This window comes from Bradyrhizobium sp. USDA3516, from assembly GCF_057651995.1.
Window position 1 is genome coordinate 351,011 of sequence record NZ_JBYGYN010000010.1, and the last position, 25,105, is coordinate 376,115.

The following is a 25,105-nucleotide window of genomic DNA, read 5'->3' on the forward strand; positions in this document are numbered from 1 at the left end:
GCATGCGAGGTCACGAACGGGAAAGCGCCATCCGAGACGTGCCAGTGTCGATAGCAATCATAGTTGCAGTATTCTTTCCGCGATGCGACATCTCGCACGTAACCGGAACGCAGATATCGAGAGCATACAAAGCACGTTCTGTTTCCGCGTAAGGTCCTATGATTGACCAGCACAAACCTCATCGCATGAATCCGCCGATCTACGCGCCTACACTGGGATCTGTAATGATCCATCAAACCAGGCCAGGGGCGGCGCTAAGATCGTATAGGCACGTGGTCCTTTTGACCAACTTCGGCGCCCCTTTTGCCTGGCACCTCATCCTTCAGGCAGTCCGCGACCATCGAAGCCATTTATGGTCAGCTTCCCGCCTCACCTTGAAGCGGTCCACGCACTTCTTGGAGCAAAGAGCCTTTCGCCAGCAGTAATGGCGGATAAGCCCGAATTTCCCACCGCACACCGCACAACACTTTCCCGACACATGGTAGGTCAATTGAGAGCTGTTGCGCATTCTCGCCTCCTATCGGCACGACGTGGTTTGGCCTTCCTCTATTCTCCAGAACGCGTGGAGCTTGCGAAAACGGGCGCAGGAGTTCGACTGCGTGTACGCCTCGGCAGAGGCGCACTCACGTATTCGCGACCTCGCGGCCGGGCATCTGCAAAGTCGGTAATGGGTGCGGAAATCGTCTTGGCGGTTTCGATCTCCGCCACAGCAAATTTCGCGGTTGCCGGAGCCTTCAGTGATGGTTGACCCGTTCAGTGATGGTTGACCCGGCCGCAGCCTTTTTACCGAATTGTGACGCTCTATTTCCTCAAACTACCGCTGCGAACAAGCAAAGTTCGGCGGCGAGGAAGAATGGCGCGAGGATTTTATGCGCATCAGCGGCCGGCCTAGGCTTTGACGTGCAGGTGATCAACGGGCATCCGAGCGAGTAGAATTATGTTCGAAGAACGACACGCGGGCAGCGATTGGTTCGTAGCTTGCACGTGATTACCTGCGGGAAAGACGCGCAGCCCGCCTCAGCGCGTGTGCTCTTCGTTAACTCTCGATATCGAGCCCGATCACGAATGATTCGTGCCTAGGGACTCGGGCAAGATAGCAGCACGTTGTCGATCAGGCGTGTCGAACCGACATAGGCGGCAGCGCATAGCGCAGCAGTACGCCGCAAGGGACTCTCAGCCGGTTTTGAGCGTCTCGCCGTCGACAAGCTCGGATTTTGCAGCTGATCAACAGTTTTCAAATGCCTTCTTGCAATTGCAATGAGCCTTTCCACGTCGCGCTCTCCCTCGCAAAACGCATCTACAGCGGCGAACAAGCCATGGCTAATGGCCAGAGCTCGCCGCCGCTCCTCACCGCCAAGATACCGGTTGCGACTGCTCATCGCGAGCCCGTCACGCTCTCGCACCGTCGGCACGGTGACGATCTCGATTGGGAGATTGAGATCACTGGCCATGCGACGTATGACTGCGCATTGCTGGAAATCTTTCTGTGGCTTGGCTATCGGCTTTGCCGGGCAGATGGACACAAATATCGCCATCCGTACGGTCACCAGCGACGGGGACCAGGCCATCTTCCATGCGGGTAGCGGGATCACCGCGTTGTCGGACCCCGACACCGAATACGAGGAGACGCTCGCCAAGGCGGAGCGGATCTTCGATGCATTTCGTGCACCCGGTGTACCTTGATTATCATCATCGACAACTACGATTCGTTCGTCTTCAATATCGCTCGCTACTTCCGCAGGCTCGGTGAAGCAACCGAAGTGATCCGGAACGACGTGGTCGGCGTCAGCGACTTTGTTTGTCTCAAGCCACGCGCCGCGGTTATCCCCCTGGAACCCGCACTCCGAATGAGGCGGGAATATCTACGTCCGTCGTTCGTGAACTTTCAGGCCACGTCCCGATTCTCGGAATTTGCCTCGGACATCGATGCATTGGGAGTGTTTTTGGCGGACGGGTGACGCGTGCGCGCCGCCCTATGCATGGCCGGTCCTCTCACATATCACACGACGCTCGCGGCCTGTTCCAAGACCTCCCCTCCCCGCTTCGCGTGGGGCGCTACCATTCTCTTGTGGTCGAGCTCGACAAGCGGGGCGCGCCGGAGCTCACCGTGACCGCGCGCTCCGAAGAGGGCGAGATCATGGCCCTCGCACATCGCAATCAGCCGACCTATGGTGTGCAGTGCCATCCGGAGTCGATACTCTCACAACAGGGGCGATGTGTTGCTTTCAAATTTCTTGCGGCTAGCAGGCGTGGTCCGATCGTAACCGCCGGATTATCCGGCAAGCCGTTCAGGGCCATTCGCCTAATACGGTGATATTTGTCCTGCGCGCGAGGCTTCTGGTTCACTCTTTGATGGCGCCGGAAAACGCGAGCAGCAACCCTTCGCCGGATTTCAGCTTGCCTCGGCCAAGTGACCAATCCGAGCTGACAATTGCCCGCCAGCCGCGCTCGCCCCGTCTTCACTATCCCGACCAGTTCCGACTGGGCAATTACACCAATACGCTTTTGCGCGACTGACCTGCCACTGCATTTTCATCCAGCGGCAGTTAGAGTCTTGAGTTTTTGTACGCCAAGTGGCGCGGATGGAGCAACGGACGATCGGCGGAGCTGGTCGGGGTTGCGCAGCCGATCGTCCGTTTCGGTGAGGTGGGCGGCGTAGGCCGCGGGGGTCAGGTATTTCAGCGACGAGTGGGGACGCTGGAGATTGTAGTCGGCGACCCAGTTGGCGATCTTGGCGCGGGCGTCATCGAGATCGAAGAACAGGGTCTCGTTGAGTAGCTCATCGCGCATCCGGCCATTGAAACTCTTGACGAAGCCGTTCTGCATCGGCTTTCTCCGCGCAATGAAGTGCCACTCGATGGCTGCGTCCTTGCACCAAGCGAGCATGGCGTTGCAGGTGAATTCGGTGCATGGTCGGACACCATCATTCCTGGCTTGCCGCGTCGCTGGACGATTGCCGTCAGTTCGCGGGCCACGCGCCGCCCCGAGATCGACGTCTCCGGAATGGCGCCCAGGCATTCCTGGTGACGTCGTCGACGATGTTGAGGATGCGGAAGCGTCGGCCATTGGCGAACTGGTCGTGGACGAAGTCCAGCGACCAGCGCGCGTTCGGCCTCACCTCGACCAGGATCGGGGCACGGGTCGCCACGGCCTTGCGGCGAGCCCGCCGTTTGCGGACGGTGAGCCCTTCCTCGCGGTAAAGCCGCTAGATCCGGTTGCCCCCCAATGGCTCGCCCTCCCGCCGCAGCAAGACGAACAACCGGCGATAGCCGAAACGCCGCCGCTCGTTGGCGAGATCGCGCAAGCTTGCGGTCGAGTCGTCGCAACGATGTGTCGTCAGAGGAGACTTCAACGCGAACATCACCATCGCGCCCGCTCTCGGCAATCGCAACGGCATGCCCATCATTGGCAACATCCAACCCTACGAAAACCACGGTTTAGTCTTCCACGGTTCGTCCTCTTGGCGTGAGAATAGGCTCCTTGAGTCGTTTCAATACCGCCAGAACCACCTCACGGCCGTCAAAGGACATACAGTCTTACTGGCTGACTTGCTACGTATGTGCAATGTGGTGGTAAAGCTTCGTAAAATACTCCTCGCGAGTCATCTCGTAGTATTGCTTGATCTTGCCGTCCCGCTTATCAAGGCGATTGTCTATATAGCGCAGCCCAAATTTTTTGGCACCTCGCTCCGATCGAGCATTTCCATGCGCAATGACACTAACGATTTTCTCCTTGCTCGAGTTGCGAAAGGCATGCGTGACTGCGAAGCGCGCGGCTACCGTCCCAATACCCCGTCCTCTTCCGTGCTCGGAAAGCATACTGCCGATTTCGAGACTATTGGCGTCCTCGTACTCCCATAACCCGCATCGACCAATGAAAATCACACCATCATCGGTCTTTTCGTAGATCATCCACCAGCCGAAGCCGTTCTTTCGCCACTGGTCTAAAGCCCTGTCGAGCGACTTGCGCACATCCTCAACGGTCTGCGGAATATTATCGAAGATGACTTCCCGGACAAGCGGGTCATTATGTAACTTGAATAAATCCGCCCCGTGATCGGGGCGCATGGACGTGAAAATCAAACGTCCGCTCTGATACGTGACCATCGAAAATCTCCCAGTCGAAGGGTGTTACTTTATCTTTCGCCGATTGTTGTGAATTTTTTCCCAAAAATATACGTCTGCGATCCACCGCCTTGTGCGATAAGTTTTTGCAGCTCGTTGGCATGTATGCACATCTAAAAATTGGTCTACCTCGTTTTTAAAGGGAATGCGGTGAAGCGAGGTTTACCGATTTCGACCCGCAACTCGAAGCCCTGTCTTCAGGACCGTAGTTAATGCGCGTGAGCGCCGATGACGCCAGTCCGGCGCTTATCGCCAGAGAAACACAGCAGGGTTGATCCACAAAAGCTACTCGTCGCGATCTTGCAGTCGCACAGCATAAGAGACACTACTCGCGTCCCCAACTTCCTTTCGACATCAGGCATTGCGTGCTCCCTCGCTCTTTGGAGCGCCGGACACGTTTTCAGTCGCCGCTTGCAGCGCCTGATGGATATCCGCAATCAAGTCACCGGCGTTCTCCACGCCGGCGTGAATCCGAATTAGTGGCCCCACAAATGCGAGCGGCGCTTCAGTTCGGCTGGGTGGATCAACTGGTATTGCGAAGCTTTCATAGCCTCCCCAGGCTGAACTGATGCCAAAAAGCCGGAGGCTGTTAAGAAGCACCGAAAGTCGAGATCGCGACATTGGTTTCAGTACGACACTAAACAGTCCGCTTGCCCCGAAAAAGTCCCGCTTCCAAAGCTCGTGGCCAGGATCTTCTGGAAGGGCTGGATGCATGACTTTGTCGACCGCCGGATGCGGCTGCAGATGCTGCGCGAGCTTGACACCATTGTCCCAATGACGCTGCATACGGAGCCCTAGCGTGCGTAATCCTCGCAGGGCCAAATAGACGTCATCTGCTCCGGCAATCTCTCCGAAATGGTGAGCAGTCGACTGCAGCGCGGGCCATGCTGCCTCATTTGCAGTTGCGATACCTAGCAATGCGTCCGAATGGCCACCGATATACTTCGTCGCGGCCTGTATGGAGATGTCGACGCCGTGCTCAAAAGGTTTGAAATAGAGGGGCGTTGCCCAAGTGTTATCCAAGATCACGAACGCTTTAGATCGATGCGCAATGGCAGCGAAGGCGGAAACATCCTGAACTTCGTGGGTAATGCTCCCAGGAGACTCAAGATAAACGACCCTTGTGTTTGCCCTGATCTTGCTCGCGAGATCTGAAACTTGAGTTGGATGGAAATACTGCACCTCGATCTGAAGCCTCGCGAGGACTTGGTCCGCAAAAGTTCTCACGGACCCATAGACGCTGTCAGTGATCAGAACGTGATCGCCCGCCTTCAGCATCCCAAGAAGCGAGTGTGTGCACGCAGATAAGCCCGATGGGAATAAGATTGAGCGATAGCCGCCTTCCAAGTCGCATACGGCCGATTCAAGAGCGCGAGATAGCGGCGAGCCGAAGCGACCGTATCTCAGTATAGGATCGAGCGAATCTCTTTCTTCCAGGGTCTCCGAAACGACTGCAGAACCCCGGTAGACCGGCACGTTCACCATCCCGGCGTGTCGAGTGGGATCGCGGCCGAGTTGGCAAAGCCGCGTGTCGCTATCCAGCCTGTTCTTGCTACCATTCAGGGACTTCATAGCATCGTACTGCCAATCAGAGGTAGTCCGGGGGTCTTATTTTACCCAAACGTTAGACGCGTGGCTCCAGGGAGGCTCGAATCGTGGACCACTTTGTCATGATCCAGCCCGCTAAGGCTGTGACGGCTCAGCGCATCCGGCAGAATTTAGCGGCGAGAAAAAACCATACTTGATCTGCATGTCATTCCTCCCGGCAGGATGCCTCCGATGTACATGTGCTGATTGTGGACAGATGCTTCATCTAGATCAATTGTCAGCCCTGGTAGTTGATGGCAGTGCAAACTTGTGAGCTTCCTTTGGAAAGGCATAAGTACAGTTCCGTACTGCCATTCACAATCGCGATGCTCGTGATTCGGAAACATAGGGAGTGAGGTGGTCCCCGGTTGTCTGAACAGCAATTTTGCGTCGATAAGTGGAGCTTCCGCCAAAATTAAGCTGCCGCGCGGAACGGCAGCGGGTTGAAGAAGCTTGATCCGGGGTGCCGTCAAGGCTCGAGTGAGGACGCCGGCCATTGTAAAAAGTCGAGACATCGGCCGATCGAGGCGCGGGCGTCGGACACGGTGTCGTGGGCGCGCAGATAGACCTCCTCATATTGACGCTGCGCCACAGCCGCTCGACGAACACGTTGTCGCGCCAGGCGACCCGGCCGTCCATGCTGATTGCGATGCCGTGACTGGCGAGCACGCCGGTGAACGCCGCGCCGGTGAACTGCGAGCCCTGGTCGGTGTTGAAGATGTCCGGCTTGCCGCGGCGAGCGAGAGCATCCTCCAGCGCCTCGACGCAGAATGCGGCGTCCATCGCGATCGAGACGCGCCACGACAGCACCCGACGGGTCGCTAGTCCAGGACAACAGCCAGGTACACGAAGCCCCGCGCCATCGGGATATAGGTGATGTCCATCGCCCAGACCTGGTTCGGGCGCGTGATCTCCATGCCGCGCAGCAGATATGGATAGATCTTGTGTCCAGGCTCGGGCTTGGTGGTGCGCGGCCGGCGGTAGCGCGCCTCTATCCCCATCCGCCGCATCAGCGTTTTGACATGCCGGCGGCGGTTCTTGCTGCCCTCGGCAGCCAGCAGGTCTCGCAACATTCGCGAACTGGCGAACGGAAACTCCAGATGCTACCTGTCGAGCCGTTGCATGATGGCGAGGTCGGCGGGCGGCACGGGACGTGGTAGATAATAGACACTGCCACGGCTGATCTTCAAAACTTCCGCCTGCCTGGTGATCGGCAGATTGTGCTCACGATGGATCACGCTTTGCGCTCAGCAGGCCGGCTTTGCTGAGCGCGCCTTCTAAGGTCAGCTCCCCGATCTTGGCGTGCAGCGCTTTCACGTCCACCGCGGGCTCGCTCATTCGGTTGCCTCCGCCAGGACCGAACACATCGGCCGCCGCTTCCTGTAGCTGGGCTTTCCACTTCGTGATCTGATTCGGGTGCACGTCGAAATGCTCAGCCAGCTGGGTCAGCGTCATCTCGCCCTTGATTGCGGCTAACGCCACCTTCGCCTTGAATGCCGGCGTGGTGCCAACGGGGTCGTCTGCTCATCGCCTCTCCTGATTCGCGAGTCAATCTTGCGCCCGCCGTCAGGCAGAAACTCCACTTACCGCCCTGTCCAAAATTCCGGAGCCAGTTTAAGCGCACACATAAGTTCGACCGGTCAAGAGCTCGCAGTTCATCGCGCTAGCAGCTCGACATAGAGGCTCTGGTTCGTTGAGTTCTGGAGCGGAGGAGATGCCTGCTGCTTGGGACAAGATGCGAGGAAAGCAGTTAAGCCTCCAACATAGCGCGCTCCACGATCAGCAGGAGCCTTCCTACGTCGCTCCGCATGGGCAGCCAGAGAGAGTCAAAGCTGCGTGCGCAAGAAGTCCCTACCGGATTTTGGAGGAGGGGGCGAGATAGCCCTTGGTGGCTTCGTAGTCATATCCGTCGTAAAATCCTAGCTTGCTTGCGTGCAACGGGAAACGAATGGAACCAGCTCGATCCCCTAATGTAGCGAAGGGAAACGGCAATCGACATGCTGCTCGATCTCGGCAGCAATCATCGTGCCGGACCGCTCAGGCGGCAGTCGCTTACCTAAAATTGGTTCTCGCTACGTTTCTGTGGGTGCCGAAGCGGCAAAGAGAACTGGACGATGGCTGATGTAAGGAGAGGTCAGCCCAGACCAACTTTCCTTGATCTTAGGACGCTCTGCGCAGAGTGGACCATTCATTGATTATCTTTGCAAAGAGGAGACGAGAAGCGAAATGTACGAGTTCAAGGCACAAACGCGCGCGCTTGTCGATTTGGTTCGGCGGATCGTTGCGGATCATCAAGCGCCTCTCGAGGCGCGAATGCTCAGAGGCGAGAAGTTAAATTGCGCGCACTACGAGCCCGGACGCGTAGCGGCCCGTAAAGTTGGATTATGGGGGCTCCGGCTGCCACCCGAAATTGGGGGAGTGCACCTTTCTCTGGTCGATCGCCTCGCCATTATCGAAGAAAACTCCAAATGTCTGTCGCCGATTCGCTTTGGCGGTGAGGTCCCCCACGCCATGTTTCATCTCCAGGGAGAGCAGAAAGCCCGCTACCTGGACCCGTTCCTAGCTGATGCCAAGCAATATAGTTGGGCGTTGACCGAGCCAGGCGGGGGAGCCGATCCGGCTCGCGCGGTTTCAAGCTACGCTGACTGGGACGGCAAAAACTGGGTCATCAACGGTTCGAAGAGTTGGATCAGCTTATTCGAGGATGCCGACGGCGTGTTAGTTTTTGCTCGCACCGGCAACCAGACAGGGACTAATGGCATTTCGATGTTCGCTGTAGAGAAGGACAATCCAGGTCTCATCGCGCGTTCGGTGTCGATGCTGGGTGGAATCACGGCTCATCAGCTTACATTTGAGAATTGCAGGGTTGATAGCCTTGCGTGCATCGGCGCGGAGGGCTCCGGATTCAAGACCGCACAACACCAACTGTCGAGTGCTCGATTCGAGGTCGGTGCGAGGGCGCTTGGTATAGCTCGCCGTTGCTATGATATGATGATTGGGCACGCTAAACAGCGATTCGTGTTCGAAGGGCCGCTCAGCGACAAGCAGGCCGTTCAGTCGATGATTGTAGACTCATGGATCGAGATCCAAAAGGAGCGGCTGATGCTGTACGCTTGCGCTGATAAAGATGATCGTGGTGAGGATACGCGCGTCGAAGCAAGTATGATCAAGATGACCTGCACTGAAATGGTCGGACGCGTCATCGACCGTGCAATCCAAATCCACGGCGCAGCGGGTTGCACATATGAGAGTCCGCTGGCGCACTGGTACGACGAGCAGCGCATGTCGCGGATCTACGAAGGCCCGACCGAAGTTCACAAGTACCGCGTGCTCGCACGCCGGCTGTTAATGTGAGCGTTACTCCGCAAGAAAATGTCCCAAAAGCCGCGGAACTTAAAAATGCAGCTGGCTACTCCTACGCGCGCCGTCGAGACTAGTTCGGAACAAGTGAAATAGACCTGCGAAGCGGGACCGATTGAACCGGTTTGTTAGTTGGAAACGGACCGCTCCTGATCCCTTTCTATCACGCTGTGTGCTGCAGCTGCTGTGGGCATGTGGTCAACGCGTCAGCGTTGTCCACCATGTCCGCAGCCTTCGCGGCCTGCATCCCCGCGCCAGACCGCCATCGGCGTGCGATAGCCGTGCGCCTGATGAAGGCGACGATCGTTGTAGAAGGCGATCAAGCTCGCGACCCTGCCTTGGCCTCGTGGCCGTCGGTATAGCCCTTGAGATAGATGTCCTCATGCTTGAGCGACCGCCACAGCCGCTCGATGAAGACGTTGTCCATCCAACGACCGCGGCCATCCATGGAGATCTTGATCCCTGCGCCCGCCAACGCGGCTGCTCAAGCTCGGCGTCAGGGTGGTCCATGCCAGGCCGCGGCATCCGCAGGGCCGCGGCAAGAACGAACGCTTTCATCGCAGCCTGAAAGCGGAAGTGTTTGCTCTGCGCACGTTCTGCACCTTTCAGCGCGCTCTCGACGCCTGGCGCACGATCTACAATCTGGAGCGGCCACATGACAGCTTGGGTATGGGCATTCCAGCCGATCGCTACCGGCCGAGCTCCGGTGCCATGCCCGATCGCGTGCCGAAGGTGCAATACGACGCCGGGAGACCGTCCGCACGGTCTCCTCGAGACGGAGCTACATCGCCTACAAGGGCTAGATGTGGAAAGCCCCTCAAGCCTTCTGCGGCGAGCAACTGGCCATCAGGCCGCTCGATCGCGACGGCCGTTACGGAATCTACTTTGCCAGCTGGCAGGTTTCGCATCAATCGACTTGACCCGCGGCCAAACTGTCAGTGATGTGTCCGAAGAGCCGTCAGCCATGTCTCCGGTCTAAACAAGCTTCAGGGCGGTGACCGTCCACCTCATTATGTTCGGGATGACCGGCCGTTCGCCGGGCCTGCGCCGCCGGTGGTGGTCTATTACGCCTCGAGGGACCGACGAGGCGAAAATCCCCAGAAGCACCTAGCGGTCTTGCCGGCATCCTGCAAGCCGGTTGCTACAAGGGCTTCGAGCCGCTGTTCGATCCGCAGAAGAAGACAGGCAATACGCCCGCGTAATGGGTGCAATACGCCGATGTTCTTCGTCTAAACAAAGCATTGATCTTCCACCGAAAAAATGGACAGGGTTAAGCTGCTTCTAGCTCCATCTCGATCGGGCTGATAAAGCCGATGGCGGAGTGACGACGAATTCGATTGTAGAAGCCCTCGATATACGCAAAGAGATCTCGTGTGGCTTCTGCCAGCGTTTCATAGTGCCGGTGGTGAACGAGCTCCGTCTTGAGCGTGTGAAAGAAGCTCTCCATCGGACCATTGTCATAGCAGTCGCCCTTGCGGCTCATCGAGGCCCTGAGGCCGGTGGCTTCGCATCAGCTTGCGATAATCCGCCGAGGCATATTGAACGCCGCGATCGGAATGGTGGATCAGGCCGGCATTTGGCCGCTGCGCCGCGATTGCCATCCGCAACGCCGCCAGAGGCAGCTCGGCGCGCAAACGATCCGCCATCGCCCAGCCGACGATCTTGCGGCTGTAGAGGTCCATGACCGTGGCCAGATAGAGCCAGCCCTGATCAGTCTGGACATAGGTGATGTCGGCGAGCCAGATGTGGTTCGGCGCGGCGGCGACGAAGTTGCGCTCGAGCAAGTTCGCCGCGATCGGGAAATCGTGACGGCTGTCGGTGGTGCGCACCCGTTGCGGCCTCGCCATGATGGCTCTGATACCGTGACGACGCATCAACCGCTCGATGCGACCACGGCTCGCTCCACGGCCTTGGGCCCTCAGCTCGGCATGATGCGCGGGCTGCCGTAGCGGCCGTTTGTGTCGTGATGAACCCGCTTGATTTCGTCGACGAGCTCACGGTTGGCAATGGCCCGCTGGCTCTCAGGGCGCGCTCGCCAGGCGTAATAGCCAGCAGGCGAGACGCCAAGCATGCGCACATGATCGTCACTGAATAGTCGGCGCGGCGAGCTTCGATGAAGCGAAATCTCATTTCTGAACTCCAGCAAAGATCGCAATGGACTTTTTTAAAATATCGCGCTCCATGCGCAGCCGATCGTTCTCGCACTGCAGACTAGCGATCTCCGCCGCGTGGTCCGCCGACGGCAGCGTCGTCTGCGTTGCGCGGCGCCGCGCCGCCGCCGTCGGCTCCAGCCGGGCCCCTCGCTGCTCCACCCACCGCCGTAGCACGGAATCACGCAAGCCAAGTTCCTTGGCAACCGAGCAGATCGAGCGACCGCTAGACGCTACGAGATCAACCGCTTGCCGCTTGTAGTCGTCGGTAAACGAGCGACGTTGACGTCCTTCCATCCGACACCTCCTGGCTCTTCGAGCCTACTGCGGGTGTCCATCGATTCGGAGGAGGTTCACATTCCACTTCCGTCTCTACGGGACCTCGGAAATGCCACGTTCGGTCGCGCTCGTCGAGACACAGTGGTTGCGCATCGGACCGTCGCTCATGATCTGTATCCGGAATTTGCAATTCATCAGCGAGGCGTCTCCAATCACCAATGGGCTATTAGTGGTCTGAAGGACAAGGATGGTACAACGGTGCGGGCCCCGATCGAAAATGATCTTCGGGAGGGGTACCGCCGCCTGAGCAATCTCGTGTTGTCTCGTCAGGACCAGAACTCTCACTGTGGGCTCAACCCGCTTTCTTTGATCAAAAGTTACCTCTTGCCGCTCACGCTGTGATCCGTGGATCAGGTGATCCTATTGACATTGATTGGGATCATGTTGTTCAGTGGCGCCGTCTGATTTACCGAGATGGCCATGACGGGACCGGCTCGAGGCCATAACAGTGGGGTAGCTAGTGCTGTGGCTGCATCGATATCTGCGTGGAACGAAGGCCGTTGCGGTGGATCGATGTGGCCGGCCTTACGGTTCAAGCCGCACCCTCCTTACGCTGCCCATGGTGAAAGTTGTTGTATCATTGAGATCGACGGCCGGCGGATCCCTGACTGCACCAACAAACAACTTGTCGGCTCTATCCACGGCCACGCATTTCCACCACTCCTCGATGCTGTGCGTGATGCTACGGCCACGGAGACCGCGTTCGGGCTGCCAACTGAAAGCGAAATTTTGCTTAACGAGGCGCTGGACGCCTGCAATTCAAGTATGGAGCAGACGCGCGCCTGCAACTCTCGAACACAGGCGATCTGGTCCGCACTCAATGGGATACGCGCCATCATGCGTAAGGAAGAGAGAATTGCTAAATTCGAGAGCTGCTAACACGGTACCGATGCGTGTTCGCAGTAGCTTACAAGGCGCGCATTATCAAAAATTGCGAGTCGCTAGACTGGCTGCTTGATAAAAACACTTTTCTCACCTCACTTCGCTCGTGCAGACTTAAATCTCGATTGCGACGTGCATTGGTGTTGGGCCGTAGCCATATCCGCTTGGATCATCGCCATCTTTGTAGCGACAGTTAAAGGGTCGGTAGCCGCCGCTGATTTCTCTAGCAGCTGCTCCTAACAGTTTCCGGCACCAGCAAAACGGCCATCCGGAAGGGTGCACAGAGGGCGCGTCTGCGCTCGAGGAAAGATAAGATGAACGAAATTGTCAACGAAAGCCGCTATCTTGAAAAGCTACACGCACTATGGCGGAAGGCTTGGCCCAAAGGGGTGCCGCGCGAGCCGCAATACCCGCACGGCGAAATTGCATTATCGGAATACTTGAGAGCCTGGGCGGAACGCAAGCCCGAACATCCTGCCGTTATCTTTTATGGCAACATTCTGAGCTATGCCGAACTCGACGCGCAAAGCGAGCGTTTCGCCGCGCTGCTTGCCATGAAAGGCGTTTGCAGGGGCGACAGGGTCGCTGTGTTTTTGCCGAACTGTCCGCAATTCCACATCGTGTTCTTCGGAATTCTCAAGCTGGGTGCCGTGCACGTTCCGGTATCCCCCCTTTCGCGTGCCTTCGAACTCGAATATGAACTCAACGATGCCGGCGCTGAAGTGATTGTCGCACTCGATCAGCTTGTCGCAATCGTCGATGCTGTCAAATCAAGGACCAGCCTACGGGAGCTCATCGTCACAAGCTTTGCCGATGTCATTCCGGCCTCGCCAACAATTCCGATCCCGGACACTATCCGCACCAACCGCATTGTCGTCCCCAGCGCGACCGATCTAATCCCTGCGCTTGCGGGTCTCGGAGAGGTAGCACCATTCGCGCCCGCGAATCTCGATGACGTCGCGGCGTTGAACTATACCGGTGGTACCACCGGTATGCCAAAGGGCTGCGTGCACACTCAGCGCGATATGGTCTATACCGCTGCCGCCAACTACAGCATCTCGCTCCGCCTCAGTGAAAAGAGCGTATGCTTATCCTTTTTTCCCGAATTCTGGATAGCGGGCGAAAACCTCGGGCTGATCTTTCCACTGTTCGCAGGGAGCACCCTGATTCTGCTGGCACGCTGGGATCCGATTAGTGTGCTCGCTGCAATCCAGACGTACAACGTCACCCTCACGGTGATGCCCGTCGACGGCGTCGTGGAGCTGATGGATTCTCCCCGCGTTAACGAGTTCGATCTCTCCTCGTTGATGCAGGTGCCGGTGGTCTCCTTTGTGAAGAAGCTCAATCCGGACTATCGACGGCGCTGGAACGAACTCACTGGTACCATTCTCGCTGAAGGCGCGTGGGGCATGACCGAAACTCACACCTCGAATACCTTCACCACCGGCTTCCATGTGGACGACTTCGACCTCAACTCCCAACCAATATTCGTTGGCCTACCGGTCCCGGGTGCCGAGTTCAAGATCACCGATTTCGAGACCGGCGTGCTGGTGCCTATCGGCGGCGAAGGTGAGATCCGGGTGCGCACGCCCTCCTTGCTGAAGGGATATTGGAATAAGCCGGAAGCCACCGCAGAGGCTCTCGTCGATGGTTGGTTGTGCACCGGTGATGTGGGGATGATCGATGCTAACGGGTTCATCCATTTTCTCGGTCGCCGCAAGGAAATGCTCAAAGTGAAGGGCATGAGCGTGTTCCCGTCCGAAATCGAGGCCGTACTCGGACAGCATTCCGCCGTACTCGGCTCAGGCGTTGTCGGGCGTGAAGACGCAGATAGGGGGCAGGTCCCTGTCGCGTTTGTTGAGCTAAAGCCAAAAGCCAAAGGTACCGTCACGGCCGAACAGCTGCAATCCTGGTGCAGGGAACGGATGGCCACCTACAAGGTACCCGAGGTGCGTCTCATCGAAGCCTTGCCCATGACCGCAACGGGCAAGGTGAAAAAGCGAGATCTTCCAACTTAAGCGCACAAGTGCAGCGTCGTTGCTTCGAGTGACGGCACGGGAGCTTCATGCACGATGAAGGAGTGCTCCCTTTGCTCTCGAAAGCCGGTCCTAAGCATGCCGGATCGGATCCTTCCGATGCTGAGTCGTGCAGCCTGCAAGCGACAGGTTTGGAATGGACCGGGCCTCACTTCACTCAGTGTGCCCCAGCCGATGTTACCGGAGTATCGTGATGTCAGTTCGCAAGCTTCTTATCGCCAACCGTGGCGAGGTCGCCATTCGCATTGCTCGCGCAGCAGCGGAGGCGAATATCGCCAGTGTCGCTATCTATTCCGCAGATGATGCACTGTCGCTTCACGTGCGCGCTGCCGATGAGGCGTATGAAATTCCCGGTCGGAGCGCACAAGCCTATCTCAGTATCGAAACGATGCTCGCCGCAGCGAGGGAAACCGAATGTGATGCGATCCATCCGGGCTATGGTTTCCTGAGCGAGAATGCCGAATTTGCCCGCCGCTGCGCAGCGGAAGGCATCGTCTTTGTCGGCCCGTCACCGTCTGCTCTTGAGTTGTTCGGCGACAAAGTGGCGGCTAGGCAACTTGCGGAACGCTGCAGGGTGCCGATCATTCCCGGAACCTCCGGGCCTTCGACGCTCGATGAGGTGAAGTGCTTCTTCGACGCACTCGGCAAGAACAGTGCGGTAATAATCAAGGCGATGGCGGGCGGCGGTGGGCGCGGCATGCGCGTAGTTGAGAACGCGGCCGATCTGGCCGAAGCATATGCTCGCTGCCAGTCCGAAGCGAACGCCGCATTCGGCAGTGCGGAGGTCTATGCAGAGATGCTAATCCGCTCTGCTCGCCATATCGAAGTGCAGATCATTGGCGACCGGCACGGCGCGATCAGTCATATGTGGGAGCGGGAATGCACGATCCAGCGGCGCAATCAAAAGCTGATCGAAGTGGCGCCGAGTCCTTCACTCGGAGACTCGCTGCGGAGGCGCATCATCGAGGCGGCCAAGCAGCTTGCTGCGGCCGCCCACTATGACAATCTCGGGACCTTCGAGTTCCTGGTCGATAATCAAGCCGAAGGTGACCACACATTTGCTTTTATCGAGGCCAATCCACGCCTGCAGGTCGAGCACACCGTCACGGAGGAAGTCTTGGGGATCGATCTCGTTCGTGCTCAGCTTGAAGTTGCGGGCGGGGCTAATCTGGCCTCTCTCGATCTGGAGCAGAAAGCGATCCCCGAGCCACGTGGATATGCCATGCAGCTCCGGGTCAATATGGAAAAAATGGATGGGACCGGCGCGACAAGGCCAACCGGCGGCTTGCTTTCTGTGTTCGAGCCTCCGACCGGGCCGGGCGTCCGTATCGACAGCTTCGGCTACGCCGGTTACAAGACGAGCGCAGCATTCGATTCTTTGCTGGCGAAAATCGTTGTCCATTGTTCCTCGAGGGAGTGGCGCGATGTAGTAAGAAAAGCATCACGCGCGCTCCGTGAATTCAGGATCGATGGCGTCGGCACCAACATATCGTTCTTGCAAGCGGTGCTGGATAACCCGGACTTCCTTGCCAATCGTATAAGTACCAGATTTGTCGACCAGAACGTCGCGGCGCTCGTGAGCGGTGCGACAAGCGAGCAAAAGCCGCTGTTCTTTGCGGCCACCGCGAAACGTGAGCTTCGCGAGGGAGATGTCTCTATCTCTCAGGAAGCGCCGCTAGGATCAGTAGCAGTCGTCGCACCCTTGCAAGGAACGATGGTGACAATTCAAGCTTGTGAAGGAGAACTATTGCGCCCGGGCCAGCAGCTCGCCGTTATCGAGGCGATGAAAATGGAGCATCTTGTTGCGGCCGAACAGGGGGGGCGCGTCACGAAGCTTGTGGCCGCCGCCGGGATGGCGTTGATGAAAGGCGAACCCATCCTGTATTTCGAGCCGAATGATGTCGCCCCAGATGTTCCGGCCGAGCAGATTGAGCTCAAGCAGGATCATATCCGCCCGGACCTCGCTGAAGTCATGGTCCGCCAAGCTAATACACTTGACGAGAACCGGCCGGAGGCGGTCAAGCGAAGGCGGAAGACCAACCAGCGCACGGTGCGCGAGAATATTGCGCAGCTCGTCGACGCAGAGTCGTTCTTCGAGTATGGCAGCCTTGCGATCGCCGCACAACGGCGGAGGCGATCGCTTGATGACCTCATCCGGAACACAGCAGCTGACGGACTTGTTGCGGGCGTTGCGACCGTCAATGGCGCTCATTTCGGGCCGGTCGAAGCCCGCTGCATGATAGTCGCCTACGACTATACTGTCCTCGCCGGCACGCAAGGGCAAATGAACCACAAGAAGATCAATCGCATGCTGAAGATGGCCGAACAGTGGCGGATGCCACTGGTCTTCTACGCTGAAGGCGGCGGAGGTCGGCCGGGCGATACCGACCGGCTCGGCATCAGTGGGCTTGATGTTCCGTCCTTCGTGCAGTTTGCCAAACTGTCCGGCTTGGTGCCCGTGATCGGCATAGTTTCAGGCTGCTGCTTCGCTGGTAATGCGGCGATGCTGGGTTGTTGCGATGTCATCATTGCGACGAAGAATGCCTCGATAGGCATGGGCGGGCCGGCAATGATCGAGGGCGGCGGCCTCGGTACCTATCGTGCTACCGAGGTCGGGCCGGTCGCTTTCCAGTCGCCGAACGGAGTAATCGACCTCCTCGTCGATGATGAGGAGGAAGCGACGCGCGCGGCACAAAAGTACTTGTCCTATTTCCAGGGCTCACTTGTGGATTGGAAAATGGCGGACCAACGGCTGCTGCGGCAGGCTATCCCGGAGAATCGCCTCCGTGTCTATGAAATCCGCGAGATAATCAAGTTGATTGCCGACCAGAACTCGGTGCTCGAATTACGCCGCGACTTCGGTGTCGGCCTGATTACCGCGCTAATCCGCATTGAGGGTAAGCCCTTTGGACTGATCGCCAATAACCCAAAACACCTCGGCGGCGCGATCGATTCCGCTGCTGGGGACAAGGCCGCGCGTTTCATGCAGCTGTGTGACGCATTCGATCTGCCGATCGTGTCGCTGTGCGACACTCCGGGCTTCATGGTCGGGCCCGAGGCCGAAAAGACAGCTATCGTTCGTCACGTCTCGCGTATGTTTGTCACGGGTGCGAGCGCCACCGTACCCCTGTTCGGCATTGTGCTGCGCAAGGGTTATGGTCTTGGCGCGATGTCCATGCTTGGGGGTGGTTTTCACGCGTCTTTCTTCACGGCAGCGTGGCCTACGGGCGAGTTCGGCGGCATGAGCCTGGAGGGTTACGTACGGCTCGGCTTCCGCAAAGAGCTGGAAGCGATCGCTGATCCGTCCGAGCGGGAAACCTATCACAGGGAGAAAGTTGCGGAGCTTTATGCCAACGGCAAAGCCGTATCAATTGCCTCGGCATTTGAGATCGACAACGTGATCGATCCAGCGGAAACACGGCGATGGATCATGGCGGGTCTGCGCTCGGTACCACCGCGGCCGCCTCGCACCAGTCGCAAGCGCCCGTGTATCGATACTTGGTAAGCATCGTTCCTACTGTACAGGAACATCACTGTTGGATTATACTTCGCGAAGCGGTTAGCATACTGCGGGAGCTCGTTTACTGGATGAAACGTGCTGCGCGCTCGTGCGGCTCCCGATCGCCTCACGACGTCTGCTCTTTCTCTCTATCTCCGCGTAATGGGTTCATGGAGAATGGGCAGCCGGTGAGTGCTGAATGTCGAAGCAGCAGAATACGTAGACATCAGCAATTACAGTCCTTGCGCCGATTGGACTGATAAATGGCTGAAGGCTCGACTGCGTGGACGTTTTAATATTGCGGTCACGCCATTCAATGCCAGCGGCACCGTCGACTATGCCAATCTCACGCGAGCAATATCGAGGGCATCATCGGCCTCGGTTTCGACAATTCTAATCGGTGACACCTACGGTTTCCCGCGATGTCGACCGTGGCGCGTGCCGATCTTTTCCGAGTTGTCATGGACGTTGGTGACCGTGTGCCGGTGCCGTGCAGCGTTGGTGCCGACGTTCGCATCATCCCCGAGTTGACCACGATCGCAGGTGAGCAGTGACGCGTTCGTTTCCGAGGTGACTGACAAGCAGATCCTGGAGTTTCAAGCCCTGGTCTCGCTGTCGCGGTCCGCCTGCTCTTTTACAACGCGCCGGGCGCTGGCATCAGCCTTTCTCCGTCGACGCTGGCGGCTTGCGATTACCGGGTGGTCGGCGTCAAGCATTCTTTCCCCGTCCGCCGTGGACCAGATCGCGAACCGCATGAGGGCGCATTCGCCTGTTCTGCGCCTGTGATATCACCTTTCTTGGTCCCATGATGTGCGGCTTCGGCGGATTGAGTTAGGTCAACAGCTGTGCACCGCCCGAACTCATTCTCGCGTCTTGCAGGGTGCCGGAGATGGGGAATGCAGTGACTGCGCGCGACCTCTCACTGGCTTTAGTACCCGCTAGGCGCCCTGGTGCGCGAATTCCGGCAGCCGCAAACGACTAAGGCCGCGATGCACCTGCGCAGCTTCGCCGGCGGTCCGGGATGTCCGCCACTGTGCTGGATCTCGACCCTGTCAAAATCAGCACGCTAGCCGAAAGTGATGCGAGCCCTCGCGACCGATCGGCGAACCGACTTTGCGCTCGCCTGTGAAAGCGGGGCCCCGAGAAGAAGTATGCATAAGGATCAACTGATCCGCTTGACATTCGGGTGGATCATACTGTTCATTGGATTGGTCGAGTTTGGCGAAAACGGCAACAGCGGGAGTCAATGGTCGCTAAGCACGCTAATCGCTGGTCTGAATGCGCGAGGGCATCTTGTGCCCGAGGGTTCCTGGAAGGGAAAAGTCAGACCTTAATCGTTCGGAGAAGTCTCGCTTGGTTGAGCAGTCAAGCGCGTATCAGGATCATCTGGGCGCAGCGAACGACCAAATCCTGATTGACCAGTCACTGCTGCATAAGAGGGGCATTAAATGGCATTCCAGGAATACGGGCATTACGACGCGGTCGGTCTGGCCGATCTCGTGCGCAAAAAGGAGGTGACAGCCAAGCAGTTGCTCGATGAAGCGATTGCTCGTGTTGAAAGGGTAGACTCGGAGCTCAACGCTGTGGTGGTCAGGCACTACGACTACGCAGAACGGCAGATCGATAGAGGCCTGCCCCAGGGCCCTTTCACTGGAGTGCCATTTCTTCTAAAGGATGACCAACTGCTCGAAGGCACGCGTACCACGTTTGGTGCTAGCGTGCTGAAGGATAACGTCGCCGATCACAGCGGCACGGTTGTCAAACGGTTTCTGAACTCAGGTCTTACGATCTTCGGTAAAACTGCCGCGCCGGAATATTCGTTGCTCGGGACGACGGAGCCGCGTCTCCATGGGCCGACCCGTAATCCTTGGAATCCGGCCCATTCAGCCGGCGGCTCTTCGGGCGGAGCAGCAGCGGCCGTCGCGGCGCGCATTCTCCCGGTCGCCTATGGCGGTGATGGCGGAGGGTCAATCCGTATTCCTGCTTCCGCATGCGGCGTGTTTGGCTTGAAGCCTACGCGAGCACGTAATCCCGTTGGTCCGGATCGCGGTCAGGGTTGGGCCGGCTTGTTTTGCACTCACGTGCTGACCATCAGCGTGCGCGACAGTGCTGCAATGCTCGATGCATTGTGTGGTCCGGAACTGACCAGTCCCTATCATGCGCCACCACCCGAGGGGCCATTCATTGAGCAGATCAAGCGCGAGCCAGGACCGCTGCGCATCGCGTTTACGGCCGACTCGCCTCATGGCGATGCAATCGATCCCGAGATCGCCGCAGCTGTGCGTGAGACCGCGGCGCTCCTGAACTCGCTCGGTCATCATGTTGAGGAGCGAGCGCCGGTGCTGCCGGTCGATCCTGCCGAGGTGTTGATGACTATCGTCGAGGCCAACACCGCGATGACCGTGCAGCTCCTCGAAAAGCGCTTCGGCCGCACTATGACGGACCAGGATTTGGAAACGACAACGCTCGCGATGGCCTGCAATGGGCAAAAGCTAACTGCAACAGACTACGTCGCCGCCGAAATCGCAGTTTTTCAGATTTCGCGCGCTCTAGCCGAATTCTTTGTGAACTACGATGTGTTCTTGAGCCCAACCTTGTGCGCCCCGCCAATACGTCTCGGTGAGCTCAATTCGATGACGCAGGCCTTGTCCTTTACGAGCCCGGTCAGTCGGCGTCACTTTCCGGGGACATCTATGTTCAACATGTCGGGTCAGCCCGCGATGTCCGTGCCGTTGGCATGGAGCAGTGCGGGCCTGCCGCTCGGCATGATGTTCGCTGGCCGGTTCGGCGGCGAAGCGACGCTGCTGCGGCTTGCTGCCCAACTGGAGCGGGAGCGCCCGTGGCGGGATAAACGACCGGCAATCTGCGCGTAAGGAGCCCAAATTCGCGTCTAATCCTAGATCCACGGGTTTGAGCATTTCAATTGAATACAACAGCTTAGTTCGCTGATCGGAGATCAATCGTGGCCTCGATGGCTTGTCGCGACGCGTTTTTCGCTCCGCCCCTGGAAGCAGGTGTCTCGATCCTCGATCGCTGCATTCTGCTTGGCAGCGGCATGTATGAAATTGCTGCGATCCTTGACTGTAAGCTGATTTCGTTCGCTGGCAGAATCATGTGGCTGAGACACACGACGGTCTTGTGGCTGCCCCTTCTGCTGCAGAACATCATGCTGCTCGTCAAAACGCCCAGCGATGGCTCCCTCGCTTATAAAGACCAAGTTGCCGACCGTGCGAGTGTCCCGGTCGATCGCGTTACGATTTTGCGCAAGAGTGGACGCCAGAAAACTGCTTGGGCTACGCCGCCTCGGCTGTAGCCTAAGGTGACATAACGCCAAGGTCGTTCGACCGGCCGCTGCCCTTCGGGATAGTTGTCGCCACGCGCGTCCTTCGCTCGCACAACCACGAGGGGAGTTCCGGGCCCCGGCTAATTGCTGCGGCATCTTCGTCTTAAGGCTCGACAACATTATGGCGCGAGCACTCGCGTAAAATAATCCACCCCTTTTGTCGATTGCACATCGGAACTGAAAAAGGGGCGTTAGAGGAGGGAAGGAAATGAAGAATGGAACGACTTTGACTGCAAACGGTGTTACGCGTCGCGCGATCATGAAGGGCGGTCTAGCCATCGCGGGGGCGCTCGCAGCGCCCCAGATCGTGCTAGGTCAAGGGAGCGGCAACAAGACAATCAAAGCCGTGATGCATGGCGACATATCCAGTTTTGACCCGGTCTACAGCTCGGTTTACATGACCCGCTATCATGCAGCGATGGTTTACGATACGCTCTTCGGGCTCGACGCGCAGCAAAATCCGCAACCGCAGATGCTCGGCAGATATGGGCTGTCGGACGACAAGCTCACCTGGAGCTTCGAGCTACGCGATGGGCTCAAATTCCATGACGGCACGGCAGTAACAAGCGCCGACGTGATTGCCTCTCTGCGCCGCTGGGCGGCTAACAACGGCTTGGCTCGATTCATGATGAGCTATGTGAGGAATATCTCGGCAAAAGACGAGAAGACCATCACCATTGAGCTCAAGGAGCCCATCGGCATCGTCATCGATGTGCTCGCACAGGGCACTTTCTTCATCATGCGCAAAAAAGAAGCGGAGACCGATCCGGCGCGACAGATCGACACGGTCATCGGCTCGGGTCCTTTCAAGTTCAACCTCAATGGAACCAAGCCCGGCTTTCAATACGCCTATGACAAGAACCCGGATTACGTGCCGCGCCAAGAACCACCGAGCGGCACCGCTGGCGGCAAGATAGCAAAGGTCGACCGCGTCATCATGATGAATATGCCGGATGCACACACGGCCATTGCCGCTCTGCAAGCGGGTGAGATTGACTACTACGAGGTGCCGCCAAGGGACCTCCAAGCCCAGCTTTCCCAAGACCCGAACATCAGGCTCCAGGAAAACAATCCGCTGGGTTTTATCGGCTACGCCCGCTTTAACTTCCTCTACCCGCCCTTCGATAACGTGAAGTGCCGCCAGGCGATGCTGCACATTGTCAAGCAAGTTGACTACCTGCAAGTCGCGAGCGATCCAAAGTATTATAAGGTCTGCCCCTCCCTCTTTGCTTGCAACACGTCGATGGAGAACGACGGCAATACGACTTGGTTCAAGACTGCGCCGGATTATGCGGAAGCGAGGCAGCTTTTGAAGGAGGGCGGCTATGAGGGTCGCCCCGTGGTGCTGCTGCAGACAACCACTATCGATGTTTTTAAGAACTGGGGTGAAATCTTCGCCAGCGAGATGCGCCGGGCCGGCATCAACGTGCAGATGGCGGCAATGGACTGGGGCAGTTCAGTGACACGCCGTGGCGTCAAAACGCCGCCTGACCAAGGAGGTTGGAACGTCTACATTACCTCAGACGCAGTTGCGCTTGTCGGTAACCCACTCTACAGCCATCACGTCTTAGACGGCAAGCTGTCGGGGAACGGGTGGGCGAACGATGCCAAGAATGAAGAACTGCGCGTCAAGTGGGCGTTCGCGCAGACGATCGAGGACCGCAAGAAGATCGCGCGCGAAATGCAGGAGAACGCTTGGAGTTTCGTGCCGCTGGTCTATTTCGGGCAGTACACGCCGCGGCAGGCGAGGCGCGCTAACGTCAACGGCATGCTAGAGTCCGTCTGGTACACACCCTGGTGGAACGTCGAAAAGACGTGATCGGCAAAGCCCTCGTGCGCAGAGCCATCTGCGCACGAGGGTTAATTCGGTCCGTGGAAAAACACAGAGCGGACCGGCTTTTTCAGGAACGACCGGAGGCTCAGAGAAGCCTATTTTCGATGGCGTCGCGCAGAACCTGAGAGCATCAATGGTCAGCTATATTATCCGTCGCCTTCTTTCGATGCTGCCGGTGATGGCCATCGTCGCTACCTTCATCTTCCTGCTGCTCCATTTGGCGCCTGGCGATCCCGCGGCGATCTTGGCGGGAAATGATGCGCGGCCGGAACACATCGAGGAGATCCGCCAGAAGCTCGGACTCGACAAGCCTCTCTGGCAGCAATTCCTTCTTTGGGTACTGAGCCTCCTGCAAGGCGATCTTGGCCGCTCCATGTTCTGGAATGAGCCGGTGACGACGCTCATCGTCCAGCGCGCTGAACCCACCATTGCCCTCGCTTTGACCACCACCGTCTTCGCCGTGGTCGTCGCGCTGTTGTTCGGTGTCACAGCCGCGGCTAAGGCGGGCACTGCACTTGATCGGTTGGTAATGGGCTTTGCCACCCTGGGATTTTCGCTTCCGATCTTCGTAGTGGCCTATCTGTTCGTCTTCCTCTTCGCAATCGAGCTCAAATGGCTGCCTGTACAGGGTTATTCGCCGATCGCCCACGGAGTGGCGCAGTGGGCGCGTAGCATGGTACTGCCGACGGTGACGCTTGGTATTCCGTGGGTCGCCTTTATCGCTCGCATGATCCGCGCCTCCATGCTCGAGGTACTGAGTGAGGATTATATGCGCACCGCGCGCGCAAAAGGCGTGTCAGGTCGGCAGCAGCTCTTTAAGCACGCCCTCAAGAACGCGGCGGTACCGATTGTGACAGTGATAGGTAACGCCTTCGGGTCCCTTATCGCGGGAGTTGTCATCACCGAGACTGTATTCAACATCCCGGGCATTGGCCGCCTTGCCGTCGACGCCATTGCCCGGAGCGACTTTCCGATTATCCAAGGCATCACCCTCGTTAGTACTGGAGTCTACATGCTGGTAAATCTTCTTGTCGATCTTTCTTACGTGCTCTTCGATCCCAGGATCCGCTACTGATGGCCGCGGTGTTCACTGACATTCCGGTTGGGGCATCAAGCAAGCGCGCGGGATTCCGCGTGTTCGCCCGGCGCAACCCAATGATCGTCGTGGGCGGGGCACTGCTCATCCTCCTTACACTCGTTGCGATCTTTGCGCCGGCCATTGCCGGTGATCCAATGGCGCTGGCGGCCGCCCATCGTTTGGAAGGACCCTCCTGGGAGCACTGGTTCGGCACCGATGATCTCGGTCGCGACGTGTATGCGCGAACGATCTATGGCACTCAGGTATCGTTGTTGGTCGGTTTTACGGTCGCCTTGGTATCGAATGCCTTCGGCCTCCTCATCGGTCTTATCGCAGGGTATTACCGGCAGCTCGACGGGGTCGTCATGCGCATCATGGACGCGGCGATGGCGATCCCCTCGATTCTCCTTGCCCTTGCACTGGTCTCGCTCTTCAAAGCCGGAGTCGGCATCGTCGTGATCGCCATCGCGTTGCCGGCGATCCCGCGAGTGGCGCGGCAGGTGCGTTCGAACGTGCTCTCGACGCGCGAGCAGGACTTTATCGCGGCGGCAGTATCCTCGGGCAGCCGCGACCTTAAAATAATTGCGCGCCACATTCTGCCCTCCACAGTAGCACCGCTCGTCGTGATGGCGACGTCCATCATCGCCTACGCCATTTTAACTGAAGCCGGGCTTTCCTTCCTCGGTTTCGGCGTGCCGCCCGAGATTCCGACTTGGGGCAACATGATCTCGTCGAGTCGGCTGTATCTCGCCCGCGCCCCCTGGACGATCTTCTTTCCAGGGATTTTCCTGACCCTCGTCATTCTCGTGGTCAATCTCTTCGGTGACGGGTTGTGCGACCGCCTCGATCCCCGCCTTGCTCGCCGGATGTAAA

General features: G+C 58.1%; 13 protein-coding genes and 7 pseudogenes. 13 read left to right on the top strand and 7 right to left on the bottom strand.

Annotated features, from left to right (window positions below; translation table 11 throughout):
- Nucleotides 1-1,076: 1,076 nt before the first annotated feature.
- Nucleotides 1,077-1,487, bottom strand: a pseudogene (locus tag AC24YW_RS29030) (pantoate--beta-alanine ligase); the annotation flags it as partial.
- Nucleotides 1,488-1,491: 4 nt separating this feature from the next.
- Here AC24YW_RS29030 and AC24YW_RS29035 point away from each other — a divergent pair.
- The 3 genes and pseudogenes from AC24YW_RS29035 to AC24YW_RS29045 form a co-directional block, all read left to right on the top strand.
- Nucleotides 1,492-1,683 (top strand): annotated as a pseudogene (locus AC24YW_RS29035) (chorismate-binding protein); the annotation flags it as partial.
- Nucleotides 1,680-1,958, top strand: a complete 279-nt coding sequence (locus AC24YW_RS29040; RefSeq protein ID WP_487485947.1) for a hypothetical protein — start codon at nt 1,680-1,682, stop codon at nt 1,956-1,958. The pseudogene AC24YW_RS29035 and the gene AC24YW_RS29040, both read left to right, overlap by 4 nt.
- Entirely contained in the window at nt 1,859-2,314 is a 456-nt protein-coding gene (locus AC24YW_RS29045) for an anthranilate synthase component II (protein ID WP_487485943.1), read from the top strand. The genes AC24YW_RS29040 and AC24YW_RS29045 overlap by 100 nt, the downstream gene beginning before the upstream one ends.
- A gap of 218 nt (nt 2,315-2,532) precedes the next feature.
- Here AC24YW_RS29045 and AC24YW_RS29050 read toward each other — a convergent pair.
- From AC24YW_RS29050 to AC24YW_RS29065, 4 genes and pseudogenes are all read right to left on the bottom strand, one after another.
- A pseudogene (locus AC24YW_RS29050) lies at nt 2,533-3,304 on the bottom strand (IS3 family transposase); the annotation flags it as partial.
- A gap of 247 nt (nt 3,305-3,551) precedes the next feature.
- On the bottom strand, nt 3,552-4,106 hold the full coding sequence (locus AC24YW_RS29055) for a GNAT family N-acetyltransferase (RefSeq protein WP_487485916.1): 555 nt from the start codon (nt 4,104-4,106) through the stop codon (nt 3,552-3,554).
- Between the two features lie 372 nt (nt 4,107-4,478).
- Nucleotides 4,479-5,696, bottom strand: coding sequence for a cystathionine beta-lyase (gene metC / locus AC24YW_RS29060; RefSeq protein ID WP_487485917.1), 1,218 nt, complete (start codon nt 5,694-5,696; stop codon nt 4,479-4,481).
- Nucleotides 5,697-6,126: 430 nt separating this feature from the next.
- Nucleotides 6,127-7,239 (bottom strand): annotated as a pseudogene (locus AC24YW_RS29065) (IS3 family transposase).
- A gap of 698 nt (nt 7,240-7,937) precedes the next feature.
- On the opposite strand from AC24YW_RS29065, the gene AC24YW_RS29070 reads away from it, so the two are divergent.
- Nucleotides 7,938-9,065 carry an acyl-CoA dehydrogenase family protein gene (locus tag AC24YW_RS29070; RefSeq protein WP_487485918.1) on the top strand — a complete coding sequence of 376 codons (1,128 nt, stop codon included), beginning with the start codon at nt 7,938-7,940 and terminating at the stop codon, nt 9,063-9,065.
- A gap of 325 nt (nt 9,066-9,390) precedes the next feature.
- Here the strand turns inward: AC24YW_RS29070 and AC24YW_RS29075 are convergent, their stop codons facing one another.
- A complete protein-coding gene (locus tag AC24YW_RS29075; RefSeq protein ID WP_487485919.1) occupies nt 9,391-9,546 on the bottom strand; it encodes an integrase core domain-containing protein in 156 nt (51 codons plus the stop codon).
- 5 nt (nt 9,547-9,551) lie between these two features.
- On the opposite strand from AC24YW_RS29075, the pseudogene AC24YW_RS29080 reads away from it, so the two are divergent.
- Nucleotides 9,552-10,050 (top strand): annotated as a pseudogene (locus AC24YW_RS29080) (integrase core domain-containing protein); the annotation flags it as partial.
- A 32-nt stretch (nt 10,051-10,082) separates the two neighbouring features.
- Nucleotides 10,083-10,249 (top strand): annotated as a pseudogene (locus AC24YW_RS29085) (IS66 family transposase); the annotation flags it as partial.
- A gap of 92 nt (nt 10,250-10,341) precedes the next feature.
- Here the strand turns inward: AC24YW_RS29085 and AC24YW_RS29090 are convergent.
- A pseudogene (locus AC24YW_RS29090) lies at nt 10,342-11,518 on the bottom strand (IS3 family transposase).
- Between the two features lie 1,238 nt (nt 11,519-12,756).
- On the opposite strand from AC24YW_RS29090, the gene AC24YW_RS29095 reads away from it, so the two are divergent.
- From AC24YW_RS29095 to AC24YW_RS29125, 7 genes are all read left to right on the top strand, one after another.
- Nucleotides 12,757-14,460, top strand: coding sequence for an AMP-binding protein (locus AC24YW_RS29095; RefSeq protein ID WP_487485920.1), 1,704 nt, complete (start codon nt 12,757-12,759; stop codon nt 14,458-14,460).
- Nucleotides 14,461-14,671: 211 nt separating this feature from the next.
- Nucleotides 14,672-17,983 carry an acetyl-CoA carboxylase family protein gene (locus tag AC24YW_RS29100; protein ID WP_487485921.1) on the top strand — a complete coding sequence of 1,104 codons (3,312 nt, stop codon included), beginning with the start codon at nt 14,672-14,674 and terminating at the stop codon, nt 17,981-17,983.
- A gap of 1,442 nt (nt 17,984-19,425) precedes the next feature.
- Nucleotides 19,426-20,850: an amidase gene (locus tag AC24YW_RS29105; RefSeq protein WP_487485922.1), complete on the top strand. Its 1,425-nt coding sequence runs from the start codon at nt 19,426-19,428 to the stop codon at nt 20,848-20,850.
- An 89-nt stretch (nt 20,851-20,939) separates the two neighbouring features.
- Nucleotides 20,940-21,290 (top strand): hypothetical protein, encoded by a 351-nt coding sequence (locus AC24YW_RS29110; protein WP_487485923.1) that lies wholly within the window; start codon nt 20,940-20,942, stop codon nt 21,288-21,290.
- 238 nt (nt 21,291-21,528) lie between these two features.
- Nucleotides 21,529-23,139 (top strand): ABC transporter substrate-binding protein, encoded by a 1,611-nt coding sequence (locus tag AC24YW_RS29115; RefSeq protein ID WP_487485924.1) that lies wholly within the window; start codon nt 21,529-21,531, stop codon nt 23,137-23,139.
- Nucleotides 23,140-23,287: 148 nt separating this feature from the next.
- The gene (locus tag AC24YW_RS29120; protein WP_487485925.1) at nt 23,288-24,229 is read left to right on the top strand and encodes an ABC transporter permease; all 942 of its coding nucleotides are present in this window, start codon (nt 23,288-23,290) and stop codon (nt 24,227-24,229) included.
- Nucleotides 24,229-25,104, top strand: coding sequence for an ABC transporter permease (locus AC24YW_RS29125; protein WP_487485926.1), 876 nt, complete (start codon nt 24,229-24,231; stop codon nt 25,102-25,104). Before AC24YW_RS29120 ends, AC24YW_RS29125 begins: the two co-directional genes overlap by 1 nt.
- Nucleotide 25,105 lies beyond the last annotated feature (1 nt).